At 44.4% G+C, this 25,115-nt stretch carries 20 protein-coding genes; 19 read left to right on the top strand and 1 reads right to left on the bottom strand.

The window, feature by feature from the left end; all coding sequences use genetic code 11:
- Positions 1–129 precede the first annotated feature (129 nt).
- The 16 genes from FRZ06_05435 (at position 130) to FRZ06_05360 (ending at position 19,005) form a co-directional block, all read left to right on the top strand.
- The gene (locus tag FRZ06_05435; protein QOX65842.1) at positions 130–1,038 is read left to right on the top strand and encodes a sugar ABC transporter permease; all 909 of its coding nucleotides are present in this window, start codon (positions 130–132) and stop codon (positions 1,036–1,038) included.
- Between the two features lie 19 nt (positions 1,039–1,057).
- Positions 1,058–1,888, top strand: a complete 831-nt coding sequence (locus tag FRZ06_05430; protein QOX62826.1) for a carbohydrate ABC transporter permease — start codon at positions 1,058–1,060, stop codon at positions 1,886–1,888.
- A gap of 13 nt (positions 1,889–1,901) precedes the next feature.
- On the top strand, positions 1,902–3,038 hold the full coding sequence (locus FRZ06_05425; GenBank protein ID QOX62825.1) for an ABC transporter ATP-binding protein: 1,137 nt from the start codon (positions 1,902–1,904) through the stop codon (positions 3,036–3,038).
- On the top strand, positions 3,038–4,156 hold the full coding sequence (locus tag FRZ06_05420) for an ABC transporter ATP-binding protein (protein QOX62824.1): 1,119 nt from the start codon (positions 3,038–3,040) through the stop codon (positions 4,154–4,156). The genes FRZ06_05425 and FRZ06_05420 overlap by 1 nt, the downstream gene beginning before the upstream one ends.
- 53 nt (positions 4,157–4,209) lie before the next feature.
- Positions 4,210–5,289 carry a zinc-binding dehydrogenase gene (locus FRZ06_05415; protein QOX62823.1) on the top strand — a complete coding sequence of 360 codons (1,080 nt, stop codon included), beginning with the start codon at positions 4,210–4,212 and terminating at the stop codon, positions 5,287–5,289.
- Between the two features lie 46 nt (positions 5,290–5,335).
- Positions 5,336–5,812, top strand: a complete 477-nt coding sequence (gene rpiB / locus FRZ06_05410; protein QOX62822.1) for a ribose 5-phosphate isomerase B — start codon at positions 5,336–5,338, stop codon at positions 5,810–5,812.
- Positions 5,800–6,804, top strand: coding sequence for a dihydroxyacetone kinase subunit DhaK (locus FRZ06_05405; GenBank protein ID QOX62821.1), 1,005 nt, complete (start codon positions 5,800–5,802; stop codon positions 6,802–6,804). The genes rpiB and FRZ06_05405 overlap by 13 nt, the downstream gene beginning before the upstream one ends.
- 18 nt (positions 6,805–6,822) lie before the next feature.
- The gene (locus tag FRZ06_05400) at positions 6,823–8,307 is read left to right on the top strand and encodes a carbohydrate kinase (GenBank protein ID QOX62820.1); all 1,485 of its coding nucleotides are present in this window, start codon (positions 6,823–6,825) and stop codon (positions 8,305–8,307) included.
- Positions 8,307–8,942, top strand: coding sequence for a dihydroxyacetone kinase subunit L (gene dhaL, locus FRZ06_05395; GenBank protein ID QOX65841.1), 636 nt, complete (start codon positions 8,307–8,309; stop codon positions 8,940–8,942). Before FRZ06_05400 ends, dhaL begins: the two co-directional genes overlap by 1 nt.
- Positions 8,943–9,042: 100 nt before the next feature.
- On the top strand, positions 9,043–10,599 hold the full coding sequence (locus FRZ06_05390) for a hypothetical protein (protein ID QOX62819.1): 1,557 nt from the start codon (positions 9,043–9,045) through the stop codon (positions 10,597–10,599).
- Between the two features lie 33 nt (positions 10,600–10,632).
- Positions 10,633–11,985 carry a sn-glycerol-1-phosphate dehydrogenase gene (locus FRZ06_05385; GenBank protein ID QOX62818.1) on the top strand — a complete coding sequence of 451 codons (1,353 nt, stop codon included), beginning with the start codon at positions 10,633–10,635 and terminating at the stop codon, positions 11,983–11,985.
- A gap of 21 nt (positions 11,986–12,006) precedes the next feature.
- Positions 12,007–12,741: an L-ribulose-5-phosphate 4-epimerase gene (locus FRZ06_05380; protein ID QOX62817.1), complete on the top strand. Its 735-nt coding sequence runs from the start codon at positions 12,007–12,009 to the stop codon at positions 12,739–12,741.
- Positions 12,738–13,769, top strand: a complete 1,032-nt coding sequence (locus FRZ06_05375; protein QOX62816.1) for an oxidoreductase — start codon at positions 12,738–12,740, stop codon at positions 13,767–13,769. Before FRZ06_05380 ends, FRZ06_05375 begins: the two co-directional genes overlap by 4 nt.
- 41 nt (positions 13,770–13,810) lie before the next feature.
- Positions 13,811–15,496: a ribulokinase gene (gene araB / locus FRZ06_05370; GenBank protein ID QOX62815.1), complete on the top strand. Its 1,686-nt coding sequence runs from the start codon at positions 13,811–13,813 to the stop codon at positions 15,494–15,496.
- Entirely contained in the window at positions 15,480–16,127 is a 648-nt protein-coding gene (locus tag FRZ06_05365) for an L-fuculose-phosphate aldolase (GenBank protein ID QOX62814.1), read from the top strand. The genes araB and FRZ06_05365 overlap by 17 nt, the downstream gene beginning before the upstream one ends.
- A 664-nt stretch (positions 16,128–16,791) precedes the next feature.
- Positions 16,792–19,005 carry a methyl-accepting chemotaxis protein gene (locus FRZ06_05360; protein ID QOX65840.1) on the top strand — a complete coding sequence of 738 codons (2,214 nt, stop codon included), beginning with the start codon at positions 16,792–16,794 and terminating at the stop codon, positions 19,003–19,005.
- Between the two features lie 142 nt (positions 19,006–19,147).
- On the opposite strand, the gene FRZ06_05355 is transcribed toward FRZ06_05360, so the two are convergent.
- Positions 19,148–20,725, bottom strand: a complete 1,578-nt coding sequence (locus FRZ06_05355) for an aminoacyl-histidine dipeptidase (GenBank protein ID QOX62813.1) — start codon at positions 20,723–20,725, stop codon at positions 19,148–19,150.
- 81 nt (positions 20,726–20,806) lie between these two features.
- Between FRZ06_05355 and glgB the strand changes: the two genes are divergently transcribed.
- From glgB to glgD, 3 genes are read left to right on the top strand one after another with little or no spacing between them, the layout of a single operon-like run.
- Positions 20,807–22,723, top strand: coding sequence for a 1,4-alpha-glucan branching protein GlgB (gene glgB, locus FRZ06_05350; GenBank protein ID QOX62812.1), 1,917 nt, complete (start codon positions 20,807–20,809; stop codon positions 22,721–22,723).
- On the top strand, positions 22,696–23,922 hold the full coding sequence (locus tag FRZ06_05345; GenBank protein QOX62811.1) for a glucose-1-phosphate adenylyltransferase: 1,227 nt from the start codon (positions 22,696–22,698) through the stop codon (positions 23,920–23,922). The genes glgB and FRZ06_05345 overlap by 28 nt, the downstream gene beginning before the upstream one ends.
- Complete coding sequence (gene glgD / locus FRZ06_05340; protein QOX62810.1) at positions 23,919–25,046, top strand: glucose-1-phosphate adenylyltransferase subunit GlgD; 1,128 nt, start codon at positions 23,919–23,921, stop codon at positions 25,044–25,046. Before FRZ06_05345 ends, glgD begins: the two co-directional genes overlap by 4 nt.
- Positions 25,047–25,115 lie beyond the last annotated feature (69 nt).

Here is a 25,115-nt window from a genome sequence, read left to right as displayed (position 1 = left end):
TCTATCTCATGAATTATAGCAATTCCTATCAATAGGTAGGAGGAAGCCCTCCCCCCTGAAGGAATAATATGAGGAGGATGGATACAATTGGCGACACCAGCAAATATCCTGAAAAAGACATCAGGAACGATGAAAGACATCACTTTGGAAGAAAACAAAATACCTTTTTCTGTTAAAGCACGGCCGTATCTGATTATTCTTCCGGCGCTATTATTGACAATCGGTATTTTATATCCCTTTGCGACAGCGATTTTTTACTCATTTACAGACTTCTCATTCAGATCCATTGACTACAAGTTTGTAGGACTGAAAAACTGGATCACGATGTTCAAGTCCGCAGATTTCTGGCATGCATGTCTTGTGACTGCTCAGTATGCCATTGCGACGACTGGAACAGAAATGATCGCAGGCCTTGGAATGGCACTGCTGCTCGTCCGTGAAAGCAGATACACAAAAATATTAAGAATTGTCCTGATTTTCCCGCTAATGATTGCACCTGTAATCGCAACACTGATTTGGCAGCTCATGATTAACAATTCTGTGGGCATCGTAGAAAAATTCTTGAATTTATTCGGTGTTTACAACTTCCCATGGGCATCCTCTGCCTCGACAGCATTATTTACCGCAGCGATGATTGATTTCTGGGTTTATACACCTTTTGTCATGCTGCTCATGCTTGCAGGACTTCAGTCTCTGCCAAAATCCCCCTATGAATCCGCAAAAATCGATGGCGGATCGCCATGGTTTACATTTAAAACTTTGACACTGCCTCTTTTGAAACCCTTTATATTAATCGCCCTTATCTTCAGACTCATGGCATCTATGCAGGAATATGGCATTATCTTTGCTTTGACAAAGGGAGGACCTGGAAACACCCTCATGAATCTGTCCTTAACCGGATACAACATGGGTTTTGCATTTTCAAATCTAGGTAAGGCAGTACCGTTCTTATTGGTATTGTGGTTTGTAATTTATATCATAAGTCAGAAACTTGTCGGCGCTTGGCTTCGCGGCCAGAAGAGTGCCCAAGGCAATTAAGGATGAGGGGAGTATCACGATGGAAAATAAAACAAAATATCTGCTGAAAAATATTTCAGCAAACGTGGTAATCGGAATTTATGCGATCTTTGCGATTTTCCCGTTAATTTGGTTAATAATCATATCCTTTAAAAGTGATATGCAGATGTATACAACAACCTTCATATTTACACCGACACTGGATAATTACAGAATCGTATTGCTTGAAGGCGCAGACTACATAAAAGCCTTTGTCAACAATATTATCGTCAGCGGAGGAGCGGTTCTGCTTTCCCTGATCGTTGGAGTCCCGGCGGCGTATGCTTTTGCAAGATATAACTTTGCAAAAAAGGAAGACTTGGCATTTACAATCCTGTCATTTCGTTTCGCTCCTGAAATTTTGGTCATATTGCCACTTTTCATGATCTATCAAAAAATTGGCCTTTATGATACCTATTTCGGACTAATCTGGGTTTATCAGCTCATTACGCTGCCTCTTTTGATCTGGGTGCTCAGAGGATACTTTGAGGAAATCTCTGTTGAAGTAGAACAGGCAGCTAATCTGGACGGATACCCTTGGTATCATGTATTTATGAAAATCCTCGTACCGTTGATCAAGCCGGGTATGGTAGCTTCCTCACTGCTGGCATTCATCTTTGCCTGGAACAGCTTTACGTTCCCGCTTCTTCTGAGTGGATTCAAAATTGAGACAGTTACGGTTGCTGCTCTCAGATATATCGGTTCAGATACCGTTCATTACGGACAGATGGCGGTAGCTGCAGGGGTTGCTGCACTTCCTGAAGTCATCTTAGCGCTCATCATACAAAAACATCTCGTACGTGGATTGAGCTTCGGCGCAGTAAAAGGATAGGGTGAGATTTAATATGGCAAAAATAGAACTTTGTAATATAACAAAACGATTCGGATCGCTCACTGCTCTTGATGATATCAATATCGAAGTAAAGGATAAAGAATTCTTCGTCCTTTTCGGCCCTGCTGGAGCAGGTAAAACAACGATTCTCAAGGTCATTGCGGGAATTGAGTTTCCTGAGGTTGGAGAAGTGAAGATCAATGACAAGAATGTAAACTACGTGGAGCCTGCCAAACGGAATGTATCCATGGTATTTGAAAACTATGCTTTGTATCCCCATCTTTCTATCTATGACAATATTGCATCACCGATGCGAAGCCCACTTTATAAGAAGGATGAGGAAACCATCAAAAAGGAAGTTCAGCGCGTTGCGAGTATGATGAAGATTGACCATCTGCTGGATCGTCTGCCAAGTCAGGTCAGCAACGGACAAAGACAGAGAACCGCACTTGGACGCTGTCTCGTAAGAGAGCCCAATGTCTTTCTCATGGATGAGCCCATCGCTCACCTTGACGCGAAGCTAAGGCACTTTATGAGAGCAGAACTCAAGGAGATGCAGAGTTCCTTTGACACTACAACTATTTATGTAACCCACGATTATATGGAAGCCCTTAGCCTAGGTGACAGAATTGCTATCATCAACGAAGGGAAAATTCTTCAGATTGGTACGGGTGACGAAGTCTATCTTACTCCGGCAAATGAGTTCGTAGCAAAATTCATCGGTGAACCGGAAATCAATCTCTTTGATATCGAGCTGGTGAAACAGGATGGAATGCTGTATGCGCTAATGCTGGGTCAGGAAACCGGCTATGCGATTGAAAAGGATGTTTCCGATGTGATCGAATCCGGCGGTTATCAGAATGTTCGCATTGGCCTTCGCGGAAATGATCTCACCTTCAGCTTTAAGCAGGAAGATGCCTCTTACATAGAAGGAAAGGTCTACAGCGTGGAGCCCATTGGTAATAAAACCATCCTTGTGATTGATGTGAACGGACAGCTCCTGAGACTGGTCGCGCCAAACGATCTGAAAGCAAACCTCGACGAGCAGATCTTTGTGAAAATTAAAATGGAACGTGCAATGTTCTTCAATGCCGACGATCACAAGTACATATACCGGCATAATCAGGCTGAATTGTTGGGGGTGGAATAATGGCGAAGCTGATATTAAAAAATCTTTATAAACGATATGAAAATAAAAAAGGCAAAAAAGGTGCAGCCCAAAACCCCTACGCAGTGAACAATCTGAATCTGGAATGTGAAGATGGAGAATTTATTGGAATCCTGGGACCATCAGGCTGCGGTAAGACCACAACCCTGAGGATGATCGCAGGACTTGAGGATATCACTGATGGTGAAATCATCATCGGAGACACTGTGGTAAATAAAATTCAGCCGCAGGACAGAGGAATCGGTCTTGCTTTTGAGGATTATGCACTTTATCCGCCGCTGAGTGTCTATGAGAACATCGCTTTCAATATGAGAGCACGTAAGGTAAATGACGAGGTGATCAAAGAGGAAATCGACAGAATTGCACCGCTGCTAAAGATCGATGATCTTCTTCAAATGAAACCGGGAAAGCTTAGCGGAGGGCAGAAGCAAAGGGTTAATATGGCCCGTGCCATCGTAAGAAAACCAAAGCTTTTGCTTCTGGATGAACCAATGTCTCACCTGGACGGAAAAATGAGACAGGTGCTGCGGACGGAGATCAAACGACTCCATAATGAGATCCAATGTACAACCATTATTGTAACCCACGACCAGATGGAAGCCATGTCTCTTGTTGATAAGATTGCAATCATGAAGGACGGAGAGCTGCAGCAATATGGGACTCCTTTCGAAGTTTATGATAATCCTGTAAACGAATTTGTCGCCGGCTTCATCGGAGAACCTCCGATGAACATCATGACGGTAGAAGTTCAAAAAAAGGAAGACAGTTTTCTCTTCAAACTGCAGGATGCAGATATTTTGATTCCTGCTCCTGAGCGGTATTATCCTGTTTTGCGTGAAGGAATGCAGGCCAGGCTTGGAGTCAGACCGTCTGATGTTATGATCGGGGGTACTGGCAGCAAGGGCTCGGATGTAAAAATATCTGTCTTTGAAAACCTGGGAGATGAGAAAAAAATCAGCTTCCGTGTTGGAGAGGGCTTCCTCACTCTGATTACAACAGATGAAAAACGATACAGGCAGGGAGATATCGTCAAGCTTGAAGTGAAGTCAGAAAAAACCCACCTGTTCGATGTAAATACAGGGGAGAAAATATTAGTTTAATGCTAGTACAGCGTTAATAAATGTACTAGGTATCAAGAAAGGGAGGAAATGAAATGTCAAACATTCCTGAAACAATGAAAGCTTTAGTTGCTTACGAACCTGGATGCTTTAAATTGGAAGAAGTTCCTGTACCAAAAGCAGGAGAAGGAGAAATCGTAATTAAGGTTGAGGCTTGCGGTATCTGTGCCGGAGATCTGAAATCCTACCACGGTGCTCCCAGTTTCTGGGGCGGCGAAGGAAATCCGCCTTATATCAAGGCTCCCATGACTCCCGGCCATGAGTTTATCGGTAGAATCGTTGAAATGGGTGGCAACGTAAAAGGTGATTTTAAGCTTGGAGACCGAGTGATTTCCGAGCAGATCGTTCCTTGCTGGGAATGCAAATTCTGTAAGACCGGGAGACACTGGATGTGCCAAAAGCATGATGTATACGGATTTCAGAACAATGTTAATGGCGGCATGGCAGAATATATGAAATTCCCCAAGGAAGCGTTGAACTATCATGTTCCAGAAGAGCTGGCAATCGAAGAAGCGATTCTGATCGAACCTTATGCCTGTTCCAAGCACTGCGTTGACAGAGCCGGCATCACCAATGAGGATGTAGTTGTTTTGTCAGGCGCCGGAACCTTGGGTCTGGGTATGGTAGGCTATATTGCGATGAAAAATCCGAAAAACTTTATTGTTCTTGATACAAAACCAGATCGTCTTGCACTTGCTAAGGAATTCGGCGCGCACATGGTTATGAATCCTCTGGAAGTCAATGTAGTCGAAGAGATTCAGAAATTAACCGAAGGCTACGGCTGCGATATCTATATCGAAGCAACAGGCCATCCATCCAGTGTAAAACAGGGGTTGGAAGCCATCAGAAAGATGGGAACCTTCGTTGAATTCAGTGTGTTCGGTGATCTTACTACCGTTGACTGGAGCATTATCAGCGACAGAAAAGAGCTGAACCTGTATGGTGCACACCTGAGCCCATACTGTTACGATGCTGTGGCAGGTTGGATCAAGGATGGCAAGATGCCGACCAAGGGTGTTGTAACCCATCAGTTCCCGCTGGAACAGTGGGAAGCTGCATTCAAAACCGCCGAAAAGGGTGCAGAGGGAACATTGAAAGTAATTCTAATTCCTTAATCTAAGGAATTCCATTTAAAAGGCTAGAAGAAAGCGAGGCGGAAAGATGAATAAAATAGCCATTGGCTGCGATGAAGCTGCTTTCGACCTAAAGCAGATCATCATTGAGCACATGACCCATCTGGGCTATGAAACAGAGGATTATGGAGTCTATAACAAAGACGCCTCCCTATATCCTGACACTGCAGTCAAGGTTGCCGCAGCCATTGCGGCTGGAAAGCATGACAGAGGAATCCTCCTCTGCGGTACTGGGATCGGAATGGCAATAACAGCCAATAAGGTTCCGGGAATCCGGGCGGCGGTATGCCATGACAGCTTCTCTGCCGAGAGGGCCAGAAAGAGCAACAATGCTCAGATTATGACCATGGGAGCAAGAGTCATTGGATCAGAACTGGCAAAGCAGCTGGTAGAAATCTGGATGAATTCTGAATTCCAAGGCGGAGGTTCTGCCTCCAAGGTAGACCGGATTATGGAATACGAAAGAGATTTTATTTCAGGAGGTACAATCGCATGCAAAGAATAATTAATAATCCTGATCTTGTTGTTGAAGATATGCTAAAAGGATTTTTAAAAAATCATAAAGATATCGTAGCAGAAACAGAGAATCCAAGGGTCATCAAATATGTAAATGCGCCCGCAGCCGGAAAGGTTGGAATTGTTACGGGAGGCGGTTCCGGACATAAACCTGCCTTTATCGGTTACATAGGTAAAAACATGGTAGATGCGGTTGCAGTGGGAGAAATCTTCTCATCTCCAACAGCCAAAGCTTTTTTCGAAGCATTCAAAGAAGCTGACGGAGGGAAAGGCATCGCTTGTCTTTACGGAAATTATGCCGGAGACAATATGAATGTTAAGATGGCGAAACAGATGGCAGAAATGGAAGGCCTTGAGGTTAAGACAGTCGTTGCCAATGATGATGTCGCTTCAGCTCCGAAAGAAGAATCTCAGAAAAGAAGAGGCGTAGCCGGAGAAATTCTGATGTGGAAGGTTGGCGGTGCTAAAGCTGCAAAGGGCGGAAGTCTGGACGAAGTAATCGCCGCTGCTCAGAAAGCCATCGACAACACGAAAAGCGTAGGGATTGGTATCACTCCGTGCACCATTCCTTCTGTAGGAAAGCCAAACTTTCAAATAAAAGAAGGTACTATGGAAGTAGGAATCGGTCATCACGGAGAACCTGGCATCAAGGTTGCTGATTTGGCAACTGCAGATGAGATGGCGCAGATCATGCTGGATATCATTCTGCCCGACCAGCCCTTTGAATCAGGAGATGAAGTCGTTGTACTGCTTTCCGGTCTTGGTGCCACCCCGATTATGGAAGGTTACATCGTTTACAACAAGGTGGAGCAAATTCTTTCAGAAAAGGGAATCAAAGTACACCGTTCTTATGTTGGCAATTACTTCACTTCACTGGAAATGATGGGGGTTACACTTACGCTGATGAAGCTGGATGACGAATTAAAAGAGCTCATCGACATGGAAGTGGATACCATGGGTATGAAGCAGTTTCAAAAATAGAAACACAGGAGGCATGCTTTGTTTTATTTAGGCATAGACGCTGGAACCACCTGTATCAAGGCGGCAATCGTATCGGAAGAAGGTATTTTTATCGATTCGGCGACGGAGGATGTGAACCTGTTCATGCCTTCAGAGGACGCATGCGAGTTGGATATGATCCTGCTCTGGGAAAGCCTCTGCCGGCTGCTGCGAAAGTTGTCGAAAAACAATTCCGCGAGCTTCAGTAAAATAGCTGGGATTGGAATAACTGGCCAGGGGGACGGCTTGTGGGCGATCGACAAAGAGGGAAACCCAGTACGGAATGCGATTCTTTGGAACGACACAAGAACAAAGCATTTAAAGCTTATTAACAAGGAAGAAATAGACGGAATCTGCATAAAGAACGACGCGAATCCCCTTTATGCAGGTTCCAACATCCATATTTTACGTTGGATGAAGGAATATGAGCCAGAGTATCTTGCTAGAATCCACAAGATTTTTCATTGTAAGGATTGGCTGAATTATAAGCTGACAGGAGAAGCGTGCAGTGATGATTCCGATATGACGACTGCACTGATGAACCTTAAGCAGCGAAAATTTTCCGAAGAGATTCTTGATGCATTGGAGCTATCTGATTTCATGGAGCTTTTTGCCACACCGAAAGCATCCACAGAAATCATCGGTTTCGTCACCGAAGAAGCTTCTGCACAAACGGGTCTGAGAAGGGGAATACCGGTCATCGCAGGTGCCATAGACGTTGCGGCAGTTGCTGTTGGCCTTGGAGCGGTGAAGACCGGGGATACCTGCATCATAGTAGGTACAACATTGGCCAATCAGACCATCATTGAAGAATCAGATATCGATTTTGATAAAGGTCTGATCTTTTCTCATATTCCAAAGGATCAATTTGTATGTACGATGCCGACACTGAGCGGAGCCGCCGCCATCGATTGGGTAAAAAAACTTCTCTATCCAGGCCAGACCTACGATGAGATTGAACAGATCATCAATCGAGTACCCATCGGCAGCCGCGGCGTGATCTATCACCCCTATCTTCAGGGCGAAAGGGCACCATTCCGCAATCCCTTCGCTGCAGGAAGCTTCTTTGGCTTAAAATCTACCCATGGCAAAGAAGAATTAATGAGAGCTGCATTTGAAGGCATCGCAATGTCTCTTTGTGACTGCTTTACATCTCTTCCCAAGACCAATGACAGGGTTTACATTTCCGGTGGTGCGTCCAAAAACGATTCCTTCTGTCAAATGGCAGCGGATAGCCTTGGAAAAACCATGGTAAGAGGTCAGGGAAAAGAGGCTGGTATCAAGGGGATTGTATCTGTGGTAAAAGTTGCACTCGGTCATGAAAAGGAGTTTGCACCGACGGAGCAGTCCATCGACAAAGAGTTTTTGGCCAATCAGGAACAGCACGAAAAATATCAAGGTATGTTCCGGCTATTTCAAAATCTAAGATATGATTATGAGGAGCACTGGCTTCAAAGAAACAATCTGTATAAGGAGAAATCATGATGAGCAGTTTTAAAAACAGCGACGGTAAAATCATCGTCGAAAATCTCATTAAAACAATACAGGAAAACAAGGATTATCTGAGCAAAATCGACGGTGAAATCGGCGATGGGGATCATGGCATCAATATGAATAAAGGCTTTACCATCTGTGGAGAAAGAATCAGCGGTAAGGATTTTGATTTGACCGAGAGTCTCAAACAGCTTGCCATGGTATTGATGATGGAAATCGGCGGCTCCATGGGACCCCTTTATGGCACCATGTTTTTTGAAATGTCCAAAGCTACAGCGGGCAAGGACGAAATCGACAGTCAGATCGTTTCTGAAATGCTCGGAAATGCAGCAAAAGGAATTCAGAGCCTGGGGGAAGCAAAAGTTGGTGATAAGACTTTGCTGGATACCTTTATCCCTGCCCTGGAAGCTTTCAATGAAAGCATGGGAGAAGGCTTTGCCGCTGCCCTTGATCAAATGATTATTGCTGCAGAAAAAGGAAAAGACTCCACCATTGATTTAGTTGCAAAGGTTGGAAGAGCAAGCAGATTAGGGGAGCGTTCCAGGGGAGTACTGGATGCAGGGGCTACCTCTTGTTTTCTAATGCTTGAGTCTTTTGGAAAAACAGTGAAAGAACTGATCGGCTGATCATAAAAACAATTAGATACCGAGAGACAGCAAGTAAAATGGGATCACTTTAACCTTTTTAATTCCATATTGTTCTATATATGGAATTATATTTAAAACGATGCGGCGTTGCGCATCAGCTATCGGAGCGAGTATTATGACGAAATATTTAATTGGAATGGACATCGGCACTACAAATGTTAAGTCAGTTCTGTTTGCCGAAGATGGTACAAAAATTGCGGAGTGCGGTAAGGAATACCCTTTGTATCTGATCAAATCAGGATGGGCAGAACAGAATCCGGAAGACTGGTGGCAAGCTGCGGTAGAAACCATTTCCTGTGTGATCAGAGACAGCGGAGTCGAGAAAAGTCAAATTGCAGGAATTGGCGTAAGCTCCCAAGCACCTACATTGATTCCCATCGATCAGGGAGGCAATGTTCTAAGAAACGGTTTAATCTGGATGGACAGACGGTCTCAACCGGAAACTGATTTTTTGGAAAGAGAAATCGGAAGCGCCAAAGTAAAAAGCATCACAGGAAACCGCATCGATCCTTATTATTTGTCTTCCAAAATCCTGTGGTTTAAAAGAAATGAGCCGGAGCTTTATAAAAAGACTTACAAAATTCTGCAAATCAATGGATTTATCAATTACAAGCTTACCGGTGCTGTCACGACAGATATCGCTCATGCAAGCCTGATGGGAGTTTACGATGTGCGTCGCAACCAATGGTCTGAAGAACTGGCGGAGTTGATTGGTTATGATACAGAACTGTTCCCGCAGGTATATCAGAACGATTCTATCATCGGAACAGTCTGCGAGAGCGCTGCTAAACTAACGGGCCTGAGCACTTCCACCGCTGTAGTCTGCGGAACGGTAGACGGCAGTGCCGCCACCTTGGAAGCCGGAGCGGTTGATGTCGGAGATGCAGTGGAAATGACCGGTACTTCAACGGTACTGAATATCTGTACGGATGAATGGAGAGATCCCGGTCTCCTATTTGAAATGTATCATGGTCTCAAAGACATTCTAATGCTTTGCGGAGCAAACAGTACAACCGGTGCATGCCTGAAGTGGTACCGAGATAATCTCTATCATAAGGAAAGCTGCGAGGCAAGGGAAGGGGAAAGTTCCTTTGATGCCATGAATCGGCTTGCTGCCAAGTCAAAACCAGGCTCTAATAAATTGATCTTTCTTCCCTATATGGCAGGAGAGCGATCACCCATTTGGGACAGTTACGCCAGAGGAGCCTTTTTCGGGCTGAGTCTGAATACTGGGAAGGAAGATATGATTCGTGCCATTCTGGAAGGTTCGGCTTTTGGACTTAGGCATAACATTGACGAAGCAAAGAAAATCGGCGCACCGATCAGAGAACTGCGATCTGTAGGCGGAGGCAGCAAAAGTGATATCTGGCTGAAGATCAAAGCGTCGGTATTGAATATGCCCATCGTCGTTCCGGATATTTCTACAGGAGCACCTTTTGGAGATGCCATCATATGCGGCACCGGCCTTGGAATCTATCAAAATCCCGGCAAATTTGCAAAGGAAGCCGCAAAGATAAAGAAGATCATAGAGCCCGACACCAAGTGGAATGAACGGTACAACGAGCTATATGAGATTTATCTGAGCCTTTATCAAAATACCAAACGTGATTTTTGTCAATTGGCTGAAATTGAGTGATTGATTTCATTTCAGTCAGGAAAGTGAATCAATATGATAATACCTGAAAATATTTGGCAGGCCCATAGCTTTGAATGCTCCTGCGGCCAGGTACACAGCCAGCCTATCAAGGACATCTCCATAACAAAAGGGGCCTTGGATAAGCTGGGAGCGGTGAAAGAAAATTTGGGTGAAACCTACAACAAGGGTTTCATTATAATAGACAGTCTTCTCAATGAGTTGATCGGAGATAAGATCAAAGCAGCACTGGATCAGGGCGGGATTCTTTATTCCCTCTGCCTGTTTGACTCGCCTCAGGTGCTCCCCAACGAAACCTCCATCGTAAAAATCATGGCAGATTTGGATGATACCATCGATTTTATGATTGCGGTAGGCTCGGGAGCCGTCAATGACCTTGCGAGATTCATAAGCTCCAGATGCCGCATCCCATATATTTCCATACCAACGGCAGCTTCCATGGACGGATATTCTGCTGAAGTCTCTCTTCTGGTACTGAATGGGATTAAAAAGACCTTGAACGCAACTCATCCAACGGCAATTTATGCGGATACGAGCATTTTAAAAAATGCTCCTCCAAAACTCGTTGCTGCAGGCTTCGGTGATCTGATATGCAAAAAAACAGCGGCTTTTGACTGGAGAATTTCCAATTTAATCAACGGAGAAAGTTACTGCCAAAATACAGTTGATGTAGTAGATCAAATCGTTGAAAAAACCGCAAACAATGCACTGAAAATTTCAGAGCGAGACGAAACTGCCATCAAAGACTTGGCGGAGGGGCTTATGCTCTCAGGCATTGCAATGCACTGGGTAGGAAAGTCACGGCCGGCTGCAGGTGCAGAGCATCATTTGGCTCATTTCATCGGAATGAAGGCTATGATGAAAAATCATCCGGTTCATCTCCATGGAATTGAAGTCGCAGTAATGACCCTAGTCATGATTGAAGTTTATCATGAGATCTTATCAAGAGACTTTAGGAATATTGACATCAACGTGATCTATGAAAATTCGTTGGATAAAGATGCTTATGAAAAGCGAATCCTGGAAGTGTTCAAAGATAGTGCTCCTCAGATTTTTAAGGAAAATGAAAATAAAATATTTGAAAAAGAAGCATGGCTTGCACACGCACAGAAAGTCAAAGAATCGATGCCTCAGATAAAAGAGGAGCTGATCCCGAGGATTCCTGACGCGCAGAGAATCATCAGCGTTCTTACGAGTATGGGGGCGCCTGCAAAGCCCGAAGAACTGGGCCTTACCGAGGAAGATTTGAAAGAGGCAATTCTTTACGCCAAGGAAGTCAGAAATAAATATACCATACTGGATGCGGCTGAATATCTTGGCTGCCTGGAAGATGTGGCAGAGAAAGTAGCCGCTAAAATGAGCCGATGATAGAAAACGAGGTGATTGATCATGGCAGCACGATACGACGAAATTAAACTGGGCAGACTAAAAGAAGAGGTATGCGAAGCCAATCTGGAATTGGTGGAGAAAAAACTTGTGATTTATACCTGGGGGAATGTGAGTGGAATCCTTCGGGAGGAAGGTCTCGTAGTAATTAAACCAAGCGGTGTTTCCTACGATAATCTGGTTCCAAATATGATGGTAGTACTCGATCTATCGGGAAATGTGATCGAGGGCAATTACAACCCTTCATCCGATACACCAACCCATCTGGAGCTTTATAAGGGCTTCCCTGAAATCGGTGGGATCGTACATACCCATTCCACCTATGCCACAGCATGGGCACAGGCAAAAAGACCGATTGAGTGCTTTGGTACAACTCATTCAGATTATTTTTACCATGAAATTCCCTGTACGCCGGAACTGACTCCTGAGGAAATTGGTGGAGATTATGAAACCAATACGGGCAAGGTGATTCTTCGTACCATGGAAGGCCGAGATTATAAAGCAATGCCCGGTATCCTGGTGGCAAATCATGGCCCCTTTACCTGGGGTAAGGATCCCTTCACAGCGGTTCATAACAGTGTAGTTTTAGAAGAGCTGGCAAGAATGGCTTATCTGACTCTAACCATTAATCAAGACATCACCGGGATACAAGGTGCGCTCATGGATAAACATTATCTTAGGAAACACGGGCAAAACGCGTATTACGGGCAGCCGGCAGACAAGGAGCAAAAAAAATGAAAATCCTGACCGTAACCGATTTATTCATAAAGAAAGAGGTTGTGGAAACAGCTCTAAGAGAAAAACTCTGCCATATTGAAAATCTACAGATCGAAAATTTTTCTGTTGATTTTCCCATAACTCCTCTTCAATACAGCGACGGAGAGGTGACGGAATTCGTTGGCAGTGAAGAAGATATTATCGAGCGGATCAGCGATGTAGATCATCTTGTGGTTCATACCTCTCCCATCACCAAAAGGGTACTGGAACATGCAAAGCAACTAAAATCCATATCCGTCACAAGGGGCGGTGCGATCAACGTGAATATTGAGGCTGCAACGAAAATGAACCTTCCAGTCTTCAACACGCCAGGTAGAAATTCTTCCGCAGTGGCTGAATTTACAGTTGGTCTATTTATCGCTGAGACGAGGAATATTGCCAGAAGTCACGAGACCACACGCCAGGGAAAGTGGATCGATGATTATTATATGTATGACAAGACGGAATATGAACTTTCCAGTAAGGTAATCGGTCTCATGGGTTATGGAAATATAGGCGAAAAGGTATGCAAACTTCTCAGCGGGTTTGGGTGTAAGGTTTTGGTCTATGATCCCTATATCAGTCAAGTTGAGAGCAATGCAGAGCTTGTAGCTCTGGATACACTGCTGACTGAGGCGGATATCTTATCCTTACATATGAGAGTGACTCCAGAGACCACGGGGATGATCAACATGGAATTTATGAAGAAAATGAAACCTTCTGCGATTCTGGTCAACACTGCAAGGGGACCTCTGGTTAACTACAGCGACCTTTATGAAGCGCTCACAAGCGGGATCATCGCAAGAGCCGCATTGGATACATTTGAGTCGGAACCTATCGCAGAGGAGGATCCACTGCTGAAGCTGGATAATGTAACTCTGACAAATCATATCGCAGGCGCCTCAAGAAACGCAGTGAAAATATCCGCCGAGATCATGGCCGAAGATCTGAATGCCTTCCTTGAGGGCAGGGAAGTAAAAAACTTGGTCAATAAGGATTACGATAAGTAATCTGTATTCCCAAGATAAAATTCAAAGGAGAGATAGGTTTTATGGGTACAAAATATACTCTGGGCATCGATTTTGGAACACTGTCAGCAAGGGCGTTATTGGTTGATATTGTTTCCGGTAAGGAAATCGCTACGGCTCTGTTTGAATATCCTCACGGAGTCATGGATACCTGTTTGCCCGACGGCACTACAAAACTAATGCCTGATTTTGCGCTGCAGCATCCTCAGGATTACATCGATGCGATCAAAGTTACCATCAATGAAATCATAACCAAGACCGGTGTTGACAGCGCGGATATTGTAGGGATCTGCAGTGATTTTACAGAGTGCACCATGTTACCCGTCGATCAAAGCGGCACTCCGCTTTGTTTTCAGGATCATTACAAAAACAATCCCCATAGCTATGTGAAGTTGTGGAAACACCACGCGGCGCAGGAGGAAGCAAATAAATTGAATCAAGTTGCTGCGGACAGGAAGGAAGCTTTTTTGCCCCGCTATGGAGGTAAAATTTCTTCTGAATGGATGTTTCCTAAAATATGGCAGATATTAGATGAAGATCCGCAGCTCTATCATGATACCGCTAAATTTATGGAACTCGCTGACTGGATTACCATGCAGTTTACAGGTGAAGAACGGAAAAACAGCTGTACTGCAGGATATAAGGCCATTTGGCATAAACAAGAGGGCTTTCCTTCGAAAGAGTTCTTCAAAATCCTGCATCCCGACCTGGAAAACATCATTGAAGAGAAATTCAATCCTTCCGTCTATCCCATTGGAAGTCTGGCAGGATACGTGACGAAAGAAGCTGCCCAATTAACGGGACTTAAGGAAGGTACCGTTGTAGCTGTGGGGATCGGTGATGCACATGCTGCTGTTCCTGCAGTAGGAATTACGGAGCCCGGAAAAATGCTTGCTATTATGGGGACCTCCACCTGCCACATGATGCTTGGAGAGAAAGAGGTCATGGTGCCGGGAATGTGCGGGGTTGTAGAAGACGGCATCATTGCAGGGTATTATGGTTATGAAGCAGGCCAGTCCTGCGTGGGTGATCATTTCCAATGGTTTAGAGAAAACTGTGTACCGGAAGCATATGAGAGGGAAGCTGCAGAGAAAGGAATCGGAATTTTTGATCTTCTGAATGAGAAGGCTGAGAAGCTTCAGCCCGGTGAGTCGGGACTTCTGGCTTTGGACTGGTGGAACGGAAACCGTTCTGTTTTGGTTGACGTTGACCTTACTGGTTTGATGATAGGAATGACGCTGGCTACAAAACCAGAAGAAATTTATCGTGCACTGATAGAAGCTACCGCCTTTGGTACTAAAATGATCATAGAAACCTTTCAAGAATATGGTGTTCCTGTCGAAGAATTCTATGCAGCAGGAGGAATTTCGGAGAAAAATCCCTTGATGATGCAAATTTATTCTGACATTATAAACATGGAGATCAAAATCGGCGCTTCACCTCAGGCACCTGCTTTAGGAGCTGCAATTTTCGCAGCTGTAGCAGCAGGTAAGAAAAGAGGCGGATATGATGATATTTATACCGCAGCAAACGTCATGGGGAAGGTCAAAGATTTTTCCTACACCCCCGTTAAAGAGAACGTGCCAGTTTATGAAAAACTATATGAAGAATATAAGAAACTGCATGATTACTTTGGCAGAGGAGAGAATACCGTGATGAAGCGGTTGAAAAAGATAAAGGAGAATGCCTATTATGTTAATGAGAGATGAACGAGAAGCCATTGTTGAATATTGTATTAAACTGATTGAGCATGGACTAACAAAAGGAACCGGCGGTAACATCAGCGTATTTGATCGGGAAAAAAAGATCATGGCGATATCTCCGGGTGGTATGGATTATTATAAAACGAAGCCGGAAGATGTTGTGGTCATGGATCTTGACGGAACGATCGTTGACGGCAACAGAAAGCCATCCAGCGAATATCTTCTCCATAAAATATTTTATGAGAGAAGAGAAGATTGTAATTCTGTAGTCCACTGCCATTCCATGTTCTCGGCTGTGCTGGCATGCCTAAGATGGCCAATCCCAGCAACCCATTACATGATCGCACTTGCAGGAAAAGACGTCAGGTGTGCCGAATATGCAACCTTCGGAACCCAGCAGCTTGCAGAAAATGCCTTCGAGGCTATGAAGGACAGAAATGCGGCACTCATGGGAAATCACGGCCTGCTGGCAGTAGCACCGGATCTGCCCAATGCCTTTAATATTGCAGAAGAAATTGAATTCTGTGCAGAAATCTATTATAGAGGTAAATGTGTCGGCGAGCCTGTGGTACTCTCCGATGCGGAAATGGAGCTTATGCTGTTGAGATTTCAACAGTATAGCAAAGTTAATAAGTAGTCATAATTCACAGTGAGGCAGGGTGAAGTGCCGATAAGACTGTAACCAATGCCTTCACCCCCGCTTTGAATTATGGCAGCCTCCTCAAATTACGATGTCGCTTTGAATCTCAATATATAGAAGCGAATACTTCTCCTCAAATTATTAAGCATCTGCAGAAAACCCCATAAGGCTGATCAGCCAGAGGGGTTTTCTGTATTGTTAAAGGAAAAGAAGTTTGTCGAAATTTATCGTTAAAAGTTTATTTATATCGATCCTTATGGCGGTCTGCGTTTCAGACCATTGGTAGTGGGTAAATAATGAATTACCGATTCCTGATCTATTTAATAACGAATCAGGATACCTCGGAGAGACGAAGTCATTCGGCCGATGACGCCGCCGATCTGAGCACCAAGGACAAAAAAAGGAGAAAAATGGAATGAAACGCTACAACATGAAACTTTTCAGCAGACTACTGGCAGCATTCTCCATTATTGCGCTTTTAGCAGGTGCTTTGGGAGTTACAGCAATCATCAGCTTACGTACAAGCAATCAGGATCAAACAACTGCCATTATGACACTATCAACGATTACCGTACTTATCGTACTGCTAACCGTCTTTTCAGGGATATTTACTGTGAGAAGCCTTAATAGAACGAATCGAGAGCTGGAGACTGAAGCTTTAATGGAGTTTTTCCAGGATGTGAATTTCATGAGCAGGCAGCATCAGCTTGGCGCGATCGACGCAATAATTCCAGAGGAGAAGTACCAAGGCGTCTATGGCGAGATCGCAAGAGAAATCAATAATATGACTGCAGGTCATATTGATATCAATAAAAAAGCAACGGCATGTATCACCGAATTTGCAAAGGGAAACTTTGACGCTGAGATGGAGCAGCTCTCGGGAAAAAAAGCTATCATAAGTGAAGGAATTGAACTGCTGCGGGATAGTGTTAAGGAACTCATCTCTCAGATCAAATCCATGTCTTTCCAGCATGAGCTGGGGGATATCGATGCAGCCATACCCGAAGATACATTTCAGGGCGCTTATCGTGAAATGGTCAAAGAAGTTAACGAGATGGTTGCAAGTCATATCAACGTGAAGAAAAAAGCGATGGCCTGCGTTGCTGAGTTTGCAAACGGCAACTTTGACGCTGAACTTCCGCAGTTTCCAGGCAAAAAGGCATTCATCAACGAAACCATTGAACAGCTTCGCAGTAATGTAAGAGCTTTTATTGCAGAAATGAGTAATATGTCTCTTCAGCATGAACTGGGAGATATTGATTCTGTCATATCTGAAGACAGATTTCAGGGTGCTTATCAGGAAATGGCAAAGGGTGTCAACGATATGGTACAAGGTCATATTAGTGTGAAGAAAAAGGCGATGGCATGTGTTGCGGAATTTGCAAAGGGCAATTTCGACGCGGAACTCGAGCAGTTCCCCGGCAAGAAAGCTTTTATTAACGAGAATATTGAATTGCTTCGACATCATGTAAAAGCCTTCCTCTCAGAGATGAAAAACATGTCTCTCCAGCATGAGCTTGGAGACATCGACGTTCTGATCCCCGAAGATCAGTTTGAGGGTGCGTACTGGGAGATGGCAAAGGGCGTCAATGAGATGGTCAAAGGACATATCAGTGTAAAAAAGAAGGCTATGGCATGTATCGCTGAATTTTCCAAGGGGAACTTCGATGCTGAGCTGGAACAGTTTCCAGGCAAAAAGGCCTTTATCAATGAAAATATCGAGGCGCTGAGAAGAAATCTGATGGAAGTGAACAGAGAAATACATACGCTGATTGCTGCTTCTGCAGAAGGCCGCTTGAAGGAACGCGCTGATGCAGAAAGATTTCAGGGAGATTGGTATGATTTAGTGCAAGGTTTGAATGGGCTTATTAATGCAATTATTGATCCCATACAAGAGGCAGCCGATGTTTTGGATGAGTTGGCAAAGGGGAACCTTACTGCTGCAGTCGTTGGTAAATATAAGGGAGATCATGCCAAAATTAAAGATTCGCTCAATACAACGCTCGTATCCTTCCGTTCGTCCTTGACAGAGATCAGCACTGCATCTGAACAGGTTGCAGCAGGAGCGAAACAAGTTTCTGATGCCAGCTCCATGCTGTCACAGGGAGCAACAGAGCAGGCAAGTGCCATTGAAGAGCTGTCTGCCTCTATTGAAGAGATTGCAGGGAAGACGAAAAATAATGCTGAAAATGCAAGCTTGGCCAATGATTTGGCTGAATCAGCAAAATCCAATGCAGAGCAAGGCAATCAACAGATGTCTGAGATGCTCATCGCAATGAACAACATCAACAGTGCATCTGATAACATTTCGAAAATTATCAAAGTAATTGATGATATCGCGTTCCAAACCAACATTCTAGCGCTGAACGCAGCGGTAGAAGCAGCGAGAGCAGGTCAGCACGGGAAGGGATTTGCGGTGGTTGCAGATGAAGTAAGAAATCTGGCTGCACGTTCTGCAAATGCAGCGAAAGAAACAACAGAGCTGATTGAAGAGTCCATCAAAATCGTAAGTGGCGGGACAAAGGTGGCGAACGAGACTGCAGAAGCTCTTGTCAAAATAGTTGATGAGGTAGCAAAGGTTGCTGGGATTGTTGATGGGATCGCCAGAGCATCCAACGAGCAAGCCACAGGGATTTCTCAGATCAATATGGGAATCACACAGGTGTCACAGGTCGTCCAGACAAACTCAGCCACATCAGAGGAAAGTGCTGCGGCCAGTGAAGAACTCTTTAGCCAAGCGGAACTTCTGAAATCTCATGTGGGAAGATTTCGGTTGAATCAAGAAAGTTCATCGGCATTGTCCCTCGAACGGGGAAGTTTTCATCAGTCCATGAGCCTGCCTGATTCAAGCAATTTTGAGTATGCAAGGTATTAAGAACCCCAATGTTCATAATTTGATGAAAACGAAATAAGATATGCAAGCAATTAAAAAACGAAGGGCACAGCTTTCCAGCTGTATCCTTCGTTTTTTTAAATTGTCTTTGTAAAAGTAAGTCATTCAATTTTGCGGCACATCTTTACTGTATTTCTGCCGGTAGATCTTTCTGTTGCTCTAGGAATTTAAGAATTGTTTTTGCCGGTAATGTTACCGTTTTCAGTTTCAGAATTTCTTCAGGCAGATCCGGGTTCTCTATTTCCGGACCGATGGAGATCACCTGGAGCTTAGGATTCTTCTTTACAAACCAGCCGCATTCAGAACCTTGGTGAGTAATGATCGCGTTGGGTTTTCCGCCGTAAAGCGAATAAGCCTGCGAGATATCGGCAAAGAGTTTGCTTTTTGAATGATCAGGCCATCTGGGAATTCCTTCTGAAACATTATATTCCATGCTGCACATGCTGCTGATAGCTTCATGGGCAGTGGTGATTTCATAAAGTCCCACATCAGAGGTGCTTCCTGCTGAAACTCTACAGGCAAAATTCCCCGAAGCAGTGGAAACGAGTCCGATATTGGTTGCACTTTCCACCACATCATCATACGTTTTCGACATGGACTGAACCCCGTTGATAATTCCGTAAATAAAGCTAATAATGCTTCCGTTGTCGTCAAAAGAAATTACCTTGTCCGGCATTTCTGCCGCAGCATAAGTAAAGCTGTATCCATCTTCAATCCCGCCGTAAGCGCCCTTGAACGCATCCATAGCGTCATCAATGATGCTCTGCATCTTTTTCTGATCCGATTCATTGATTACGATCAATGCAGCTGCGGCCTCCGGAATGGTTTCTGCCGAAACACCTCCATTGAAGGAAGCTAGTTCGAATAGAATTCCTTGTCCTTGTGCTTTCGCCAGAATATCACCGATGATTTTAATTGCGTTGGGAGATCCATTACCAATCTCCTTTGAAGCTGGTCCTCCGTGAAGTCCGCTAAGCGTAATCAGATAGGGAAGGGTATTCTGAGGCTGAGTCCACTCAATCTTCCGAATCATTTCGTAGGAAGCTGAACCGCCGCTTCCGGTATTTATTGTATCTTCTTGGTTCCATCCAAGATTGATGAGATAGTCCCCTTCGAGATACTTAGTTTTCAATTTCTTTGCTCCGCTCATACCTTCTTCACCGTCGGTGGTGAAGATCACTCGGATTGGACCATGCTTCTGCGCGTATTTCAGTACGTACAATGCCGTGGACATCCCAATCCCGCTGGATGCGCCCAGACTTGTTCCATCGCCAGTCAAAGTATCTTCCTGAGAAATGATTTTCACTGGGGTACTGATGGGATCAAACTCAACTCCATCCTTGACAGTGAGTGCCATATCCATATTGGATTGGAGAATGGTGGTTGGTGCTTTTTCATATCCGGGTGTCGCCGGTTTATCCATGATCACATTATTTGAACTGTCCCTTACCACATCAAGCCCATTGTCTTTGGCCCATGTTCGAAGGTAGGTACTGATGGCTCTTTCGTGTCCGGTGGTTCTAGGAATTTGTGTAATATTGTTGAATTCCTCAAGTATGGCTGCTTTCACTGCTTCATCGTCGATCTCTTGTTCTTCGCTGCCGTTACATCCCGTTAAAACGGTCAATAGTAAGCTGAGAATCAACGCAACGGCGATTATTCGTTTCATATATCTTCCTCCCAATATTGCTTTCAGTAACATAATAACATATAATCATAGCATAATACAAATTGTTCCTTTCAATCGAATTTGAATGAAGTTAAAATCTTATCAGTCAGGGGGATGCATATGGAACATGATTTACAAATGCCCGTTTATTTATTTCATCAGGGTACTGCAGCGAAAGCATATGAATTGATGGGTTCACATCCCGAAGTTCACGACGGAAAGGAAGGCTACCGATTCCGGGTTTGGGCGCCCAATGCATCAAGTGTTGCCGTAATCGGTGAGTTCAACGAATGGAGGCCGCTCCATCAGATGAAGCGGATCACGGATCAGGGACTCTGGGAGCTCTTCATTTCCAATCTGTCCGAATATACCACATATAAGTATCAAATTACCGACAAGCAGGGGAATCTGCACGTAAAATCGGATCCTTACGGCTTTCATATGGAAACCAGGCCCGATACCGCTTCGAAAACCTGCAACGTGGACAGGTATCAGTGGACAGATGATCTGTGGCGGATCAAACAGCAGAAAAGAGCGCCTTATGATGCTCCCATGAATATTTATGAAGTCCATCTTGGCTCCTGGAGAAAATATGAGGATGGGAATTACTTCAACTTTGAAAAACTGGCGGAAGAACTCATTCCTTATGTCAAAGATATGGGCTACACCCATCTGGAATTCATGCCCGTCTCGGAATATCCTTTTGACGGTTCTTGGGGATACCAAGTGATGGGTTATTACTCGCCGACCTCAAGGTACGGCACGCCGGAAGGGTTCATGGCTCTTGTGAATGCCTGCCACCAGGCTGAAATCGGTGTCATTCTTGACTGGGTTCCGGGACATTTTCCCAAGGATGGAAGCGGCCTTTATCACTTCGATGGAGGCAGCTGCTATGAGTATGCAGACCCGCTGAAAAGCGAACACAAGGAATGGGGCACCATGATTTTTGACTGGGGAAAAAACGAAGTCAGAAGCTTTCTTATTTCCAATGCAGTGTTTTGGTTTGATAAATATCATATCGACGGACTGCGGGTTGATGCTGTTGCTTCCATGCTCTATTTGGACTATGGCAGAAATGACGGGGAATGGAGGCCCAATGAAAAAGGAGGACGCGAAAACCTTGATGCAGTCTCGTTCTTGCAGGAATTAAACAAAACAGTATTTCGCGAATTTCCAAGTGCCCTTATGATTGCAGAGGAGTCCACAGCCTGGCCCATGGTGACAAAGCCGGTGCACGTAGGCGGGTTGGGCTTTAATTTTAAATGGAACATGGGTTGGATGAACGATACCCTTCGCTATATGGGGCAAGATCCTTTCTTTCGAAAAGGCTGCCACAATCAATTGACCTTTCCTCTGACGTATTTCTGCTCAGAGAATTATATCCTCCCACTGTCTCATGATGAGGTAGTCCATGGAAAAGGCTCTCTGATCAATAAAATGCCGGGAGAGTACGAATCCAAATTTGCCAATCTTCGCGCTTATCTTGCTTACATGATGGCACATCCCGGAAAGAAACTTAATTTTATGGGGAGTGAATTTGCCCAGTTCTCTGAGTGGGATTATAAAAAAGAACTGGACTGGAGCCTTCTGGATTTTGAAATGCATAAGAAATTTCATACATTTTCCCATGATCTAAATCATCTCTACCTCTCGTCTTCAGAGCTATGGGAAATGGATGACAGCTGGGATGGTTTCAAATGGATCAACCCTGATGACGCTGACAACAATGTCATTACCTTTCGCAGAATCGATCAAAAAGGAGAAGAACTAATCACAGCCTGCAATTTTTCTCCTGTTACCAGAATAAAATACAGAATAGGAGTACCCAAACCGGGTATTTATAAAATAGTGTTCCATTCCGGGCTTGAAAAGTATGGAGGTACGGCGGAGAATGCTGCAGCCGATTCCAACGCCATTGCGGAGGAAATCAGCTATAATGGGTATGAGTATTCCTTTGAAACTGACCTGACAGGTCTATCAACAATATTTTGGAGGTGCATAAAATGTCCAACGCAAAGAAAAAGGAAATGATCGCCATGCTGCTGGCAGGCGGCCAGGGCAGCCGCCTGGGCATTCTGACCAATCATGTAGCCAAGCCGGCGGTACCGTTTGGCGGAAAATACCGGATCATCGACTTTCCCATTTCCAACTGCGTAAATTCCGGCATTGACACCATCGGTGTCCTAACGCAATACAGACCTTTGGAGCTCAACGCCTATATCGGCAACGGGCAGCCCTGGGATCTTGACAGACTTTTTGGCGGAATCACCATTTTACCTCCGTATATGAAGGCGGAAGCAGGGGAATGGTATAAAGGTACCGCTAACGCGATCTATCAGAATATTGAGTACATAGAAATGAGCAAACCGACCTATGTACTGATCCTTTCCGGCGACCACATCTACAAGATGAACTATAAAATGATGCTGGATTATCATGTGCAGAAGGGGGCCGACTGCACCATCGCTGTCATTGACGTTCCTTATGAAGAAGCAAGCCGATTCGGCGTGATGAATACGGATGAGAACCTGAAAATATATGAATTCGAGGAGAAACCTGCAAATCCAAAGAGTACGCTGGCCTCTATGGGTGTCTATATTTTTAATTGGGAAAAATTAAAGACATATCTCATAGCAGATGAAACTGATAAAAAATCGGAAAATGACTTTGGCAAAAACATCATACCGAAAATGCTCGAGGCAGACGAGAAAATGTATGCCTACGAGTATAAGGGTTATTGGAAGGATGTTGGAACAGTCGAATCGCTCTGGGAAGCCAATATGGATCTTTTGAATCCAGAGGTACCAATTGAGCTCAATGATCCGCCATGGAAGATTTATTCCAGAAATGGGATTCTTCCTCCCCAGTACATCGGTGAAAATGCAATCCTTAAGAATTCCAGTATTTCCGAAGGCTGTAATATCGACGGAGTCATTGAGAATAGTATTATCTTTCCCGGTGTAACCGTCCAAAAGGGCGCATCCGTCAGCAACTCCATTCTGATGCCTGGTGTAACCATCGGGGAAGATTCAATGGTTGAGTATACGATCGTAGCCGCAGATACTGTAATTGGATCGAAGGTAAAACTGGGAGCTGGAAAAGAAACGCTTCCGGAAGGATCTCACCCTGATATCAGTGTAATCGGCCAGAATATCATCATCGCCGATGATACCGTGATCCCTGCAGGCGCAATGGTAGGGGAGAGCATCGCAAAGAAGGAGAGTGAATGAGTATGAAAGTATTAGGAATCGTTTTTTCATATGCTGACCGAGAAAATCTCAGAGAGCTTACGAAAATAAGAACTCTTTCCTCCGTTCCCTTTGGTGGGAAATACCGAATTATCGATTTTATTCTATCCAATTTTGTGAATTCGGGAATTCAAGAGGTATCCATTATCACGAGAAACAACTATCACTCTCTCATCGACCACTTGGGATCAGGGAAGGAATGGGATCTGACCAGAAAAATCGGCGGGCTCAGAATTCTTTCACCGTTTTCCAATCCCGGCGGCACCGATAACGGAACGTATCTGGGAACGATCGATGCACTTTCAAAAAACATGCACTCCATCAAACGTTCTTTGGCGGAGTACGTTGTAATTACAGGAAGCAGCTTTATATGCTCCATTGATTATGATGACATCATCAGGAGTCATATCGATCGTCAAGCGGATATCACTGCTGTTTATGCAAGACAAAGACCAGATTTCGAACTGCCTGACGGCATACCTCTTCTTCGTATGGATGATCAGGAACGGGTCAATGAGCTGTGCTATTTCAACGACGATTGTGATCCAAATACCACAACCTTTAGTCTTGGGATGTTTGTCTTAAGAAAATCTCTTCTGGAATCTCTTGTTGCTGATTCCATCGCATACGGGCGTTATGACTTTTATCGAGATATCATCCAGCGGCTTTCCAACCAGCTAAATATCCGTGGATATGAGTATCGAAAGAATTATTTCGAAATTAGCAGTGTCTCTGGATATATGAAAGAAAATATGAGACTTCTCAAAGAGGATGTGAGAAAGCAGACCTTTGAGATGCCAGTATATACGAAGGTAAAGGACAGCGTTCCAGCACAGTATGGTGCAGGTAGCAAGGTTTCAAATTCTATTATTTCCGACGGCTGCCGCATTGAGGGAACAGTGATCAATTCCATTCTTTCCCGTGGAGTGGTCGTGGGGAAAGGCGCAGTGGTCCAAAACAGCATCGTGATGCAAAATACAGAGATCATGAGAAATGTCTCATTAAACTATGTGATTCTTGATAAGGACGTGATTGTACGGGAAAGCAGGCAGCTTGTGGGACATGAGACGTATCCCGTCGTCATCGAGAAGAAAAGTATCATATAAAAGTATCCAATAGAGGAAGTGCTGGTTTTTTATGCGCCAACTTCATGTATCAGCACTTCATAGGGAACG

The organism is Clostridiales bacterium (genome assembly GCA_015243575.1).
GTDB lineage: Bacteria > Bacillota > Clostridia > Peptostreptococcales > Anaerovoracaceae > Anoxybacterium > Anoxybacterium hadale.
The sequence above is the reverse complement of the archived record's forward strand: the minus strand, read 5'-3'. Positions and strand labels throughout refer to the sequence as shown.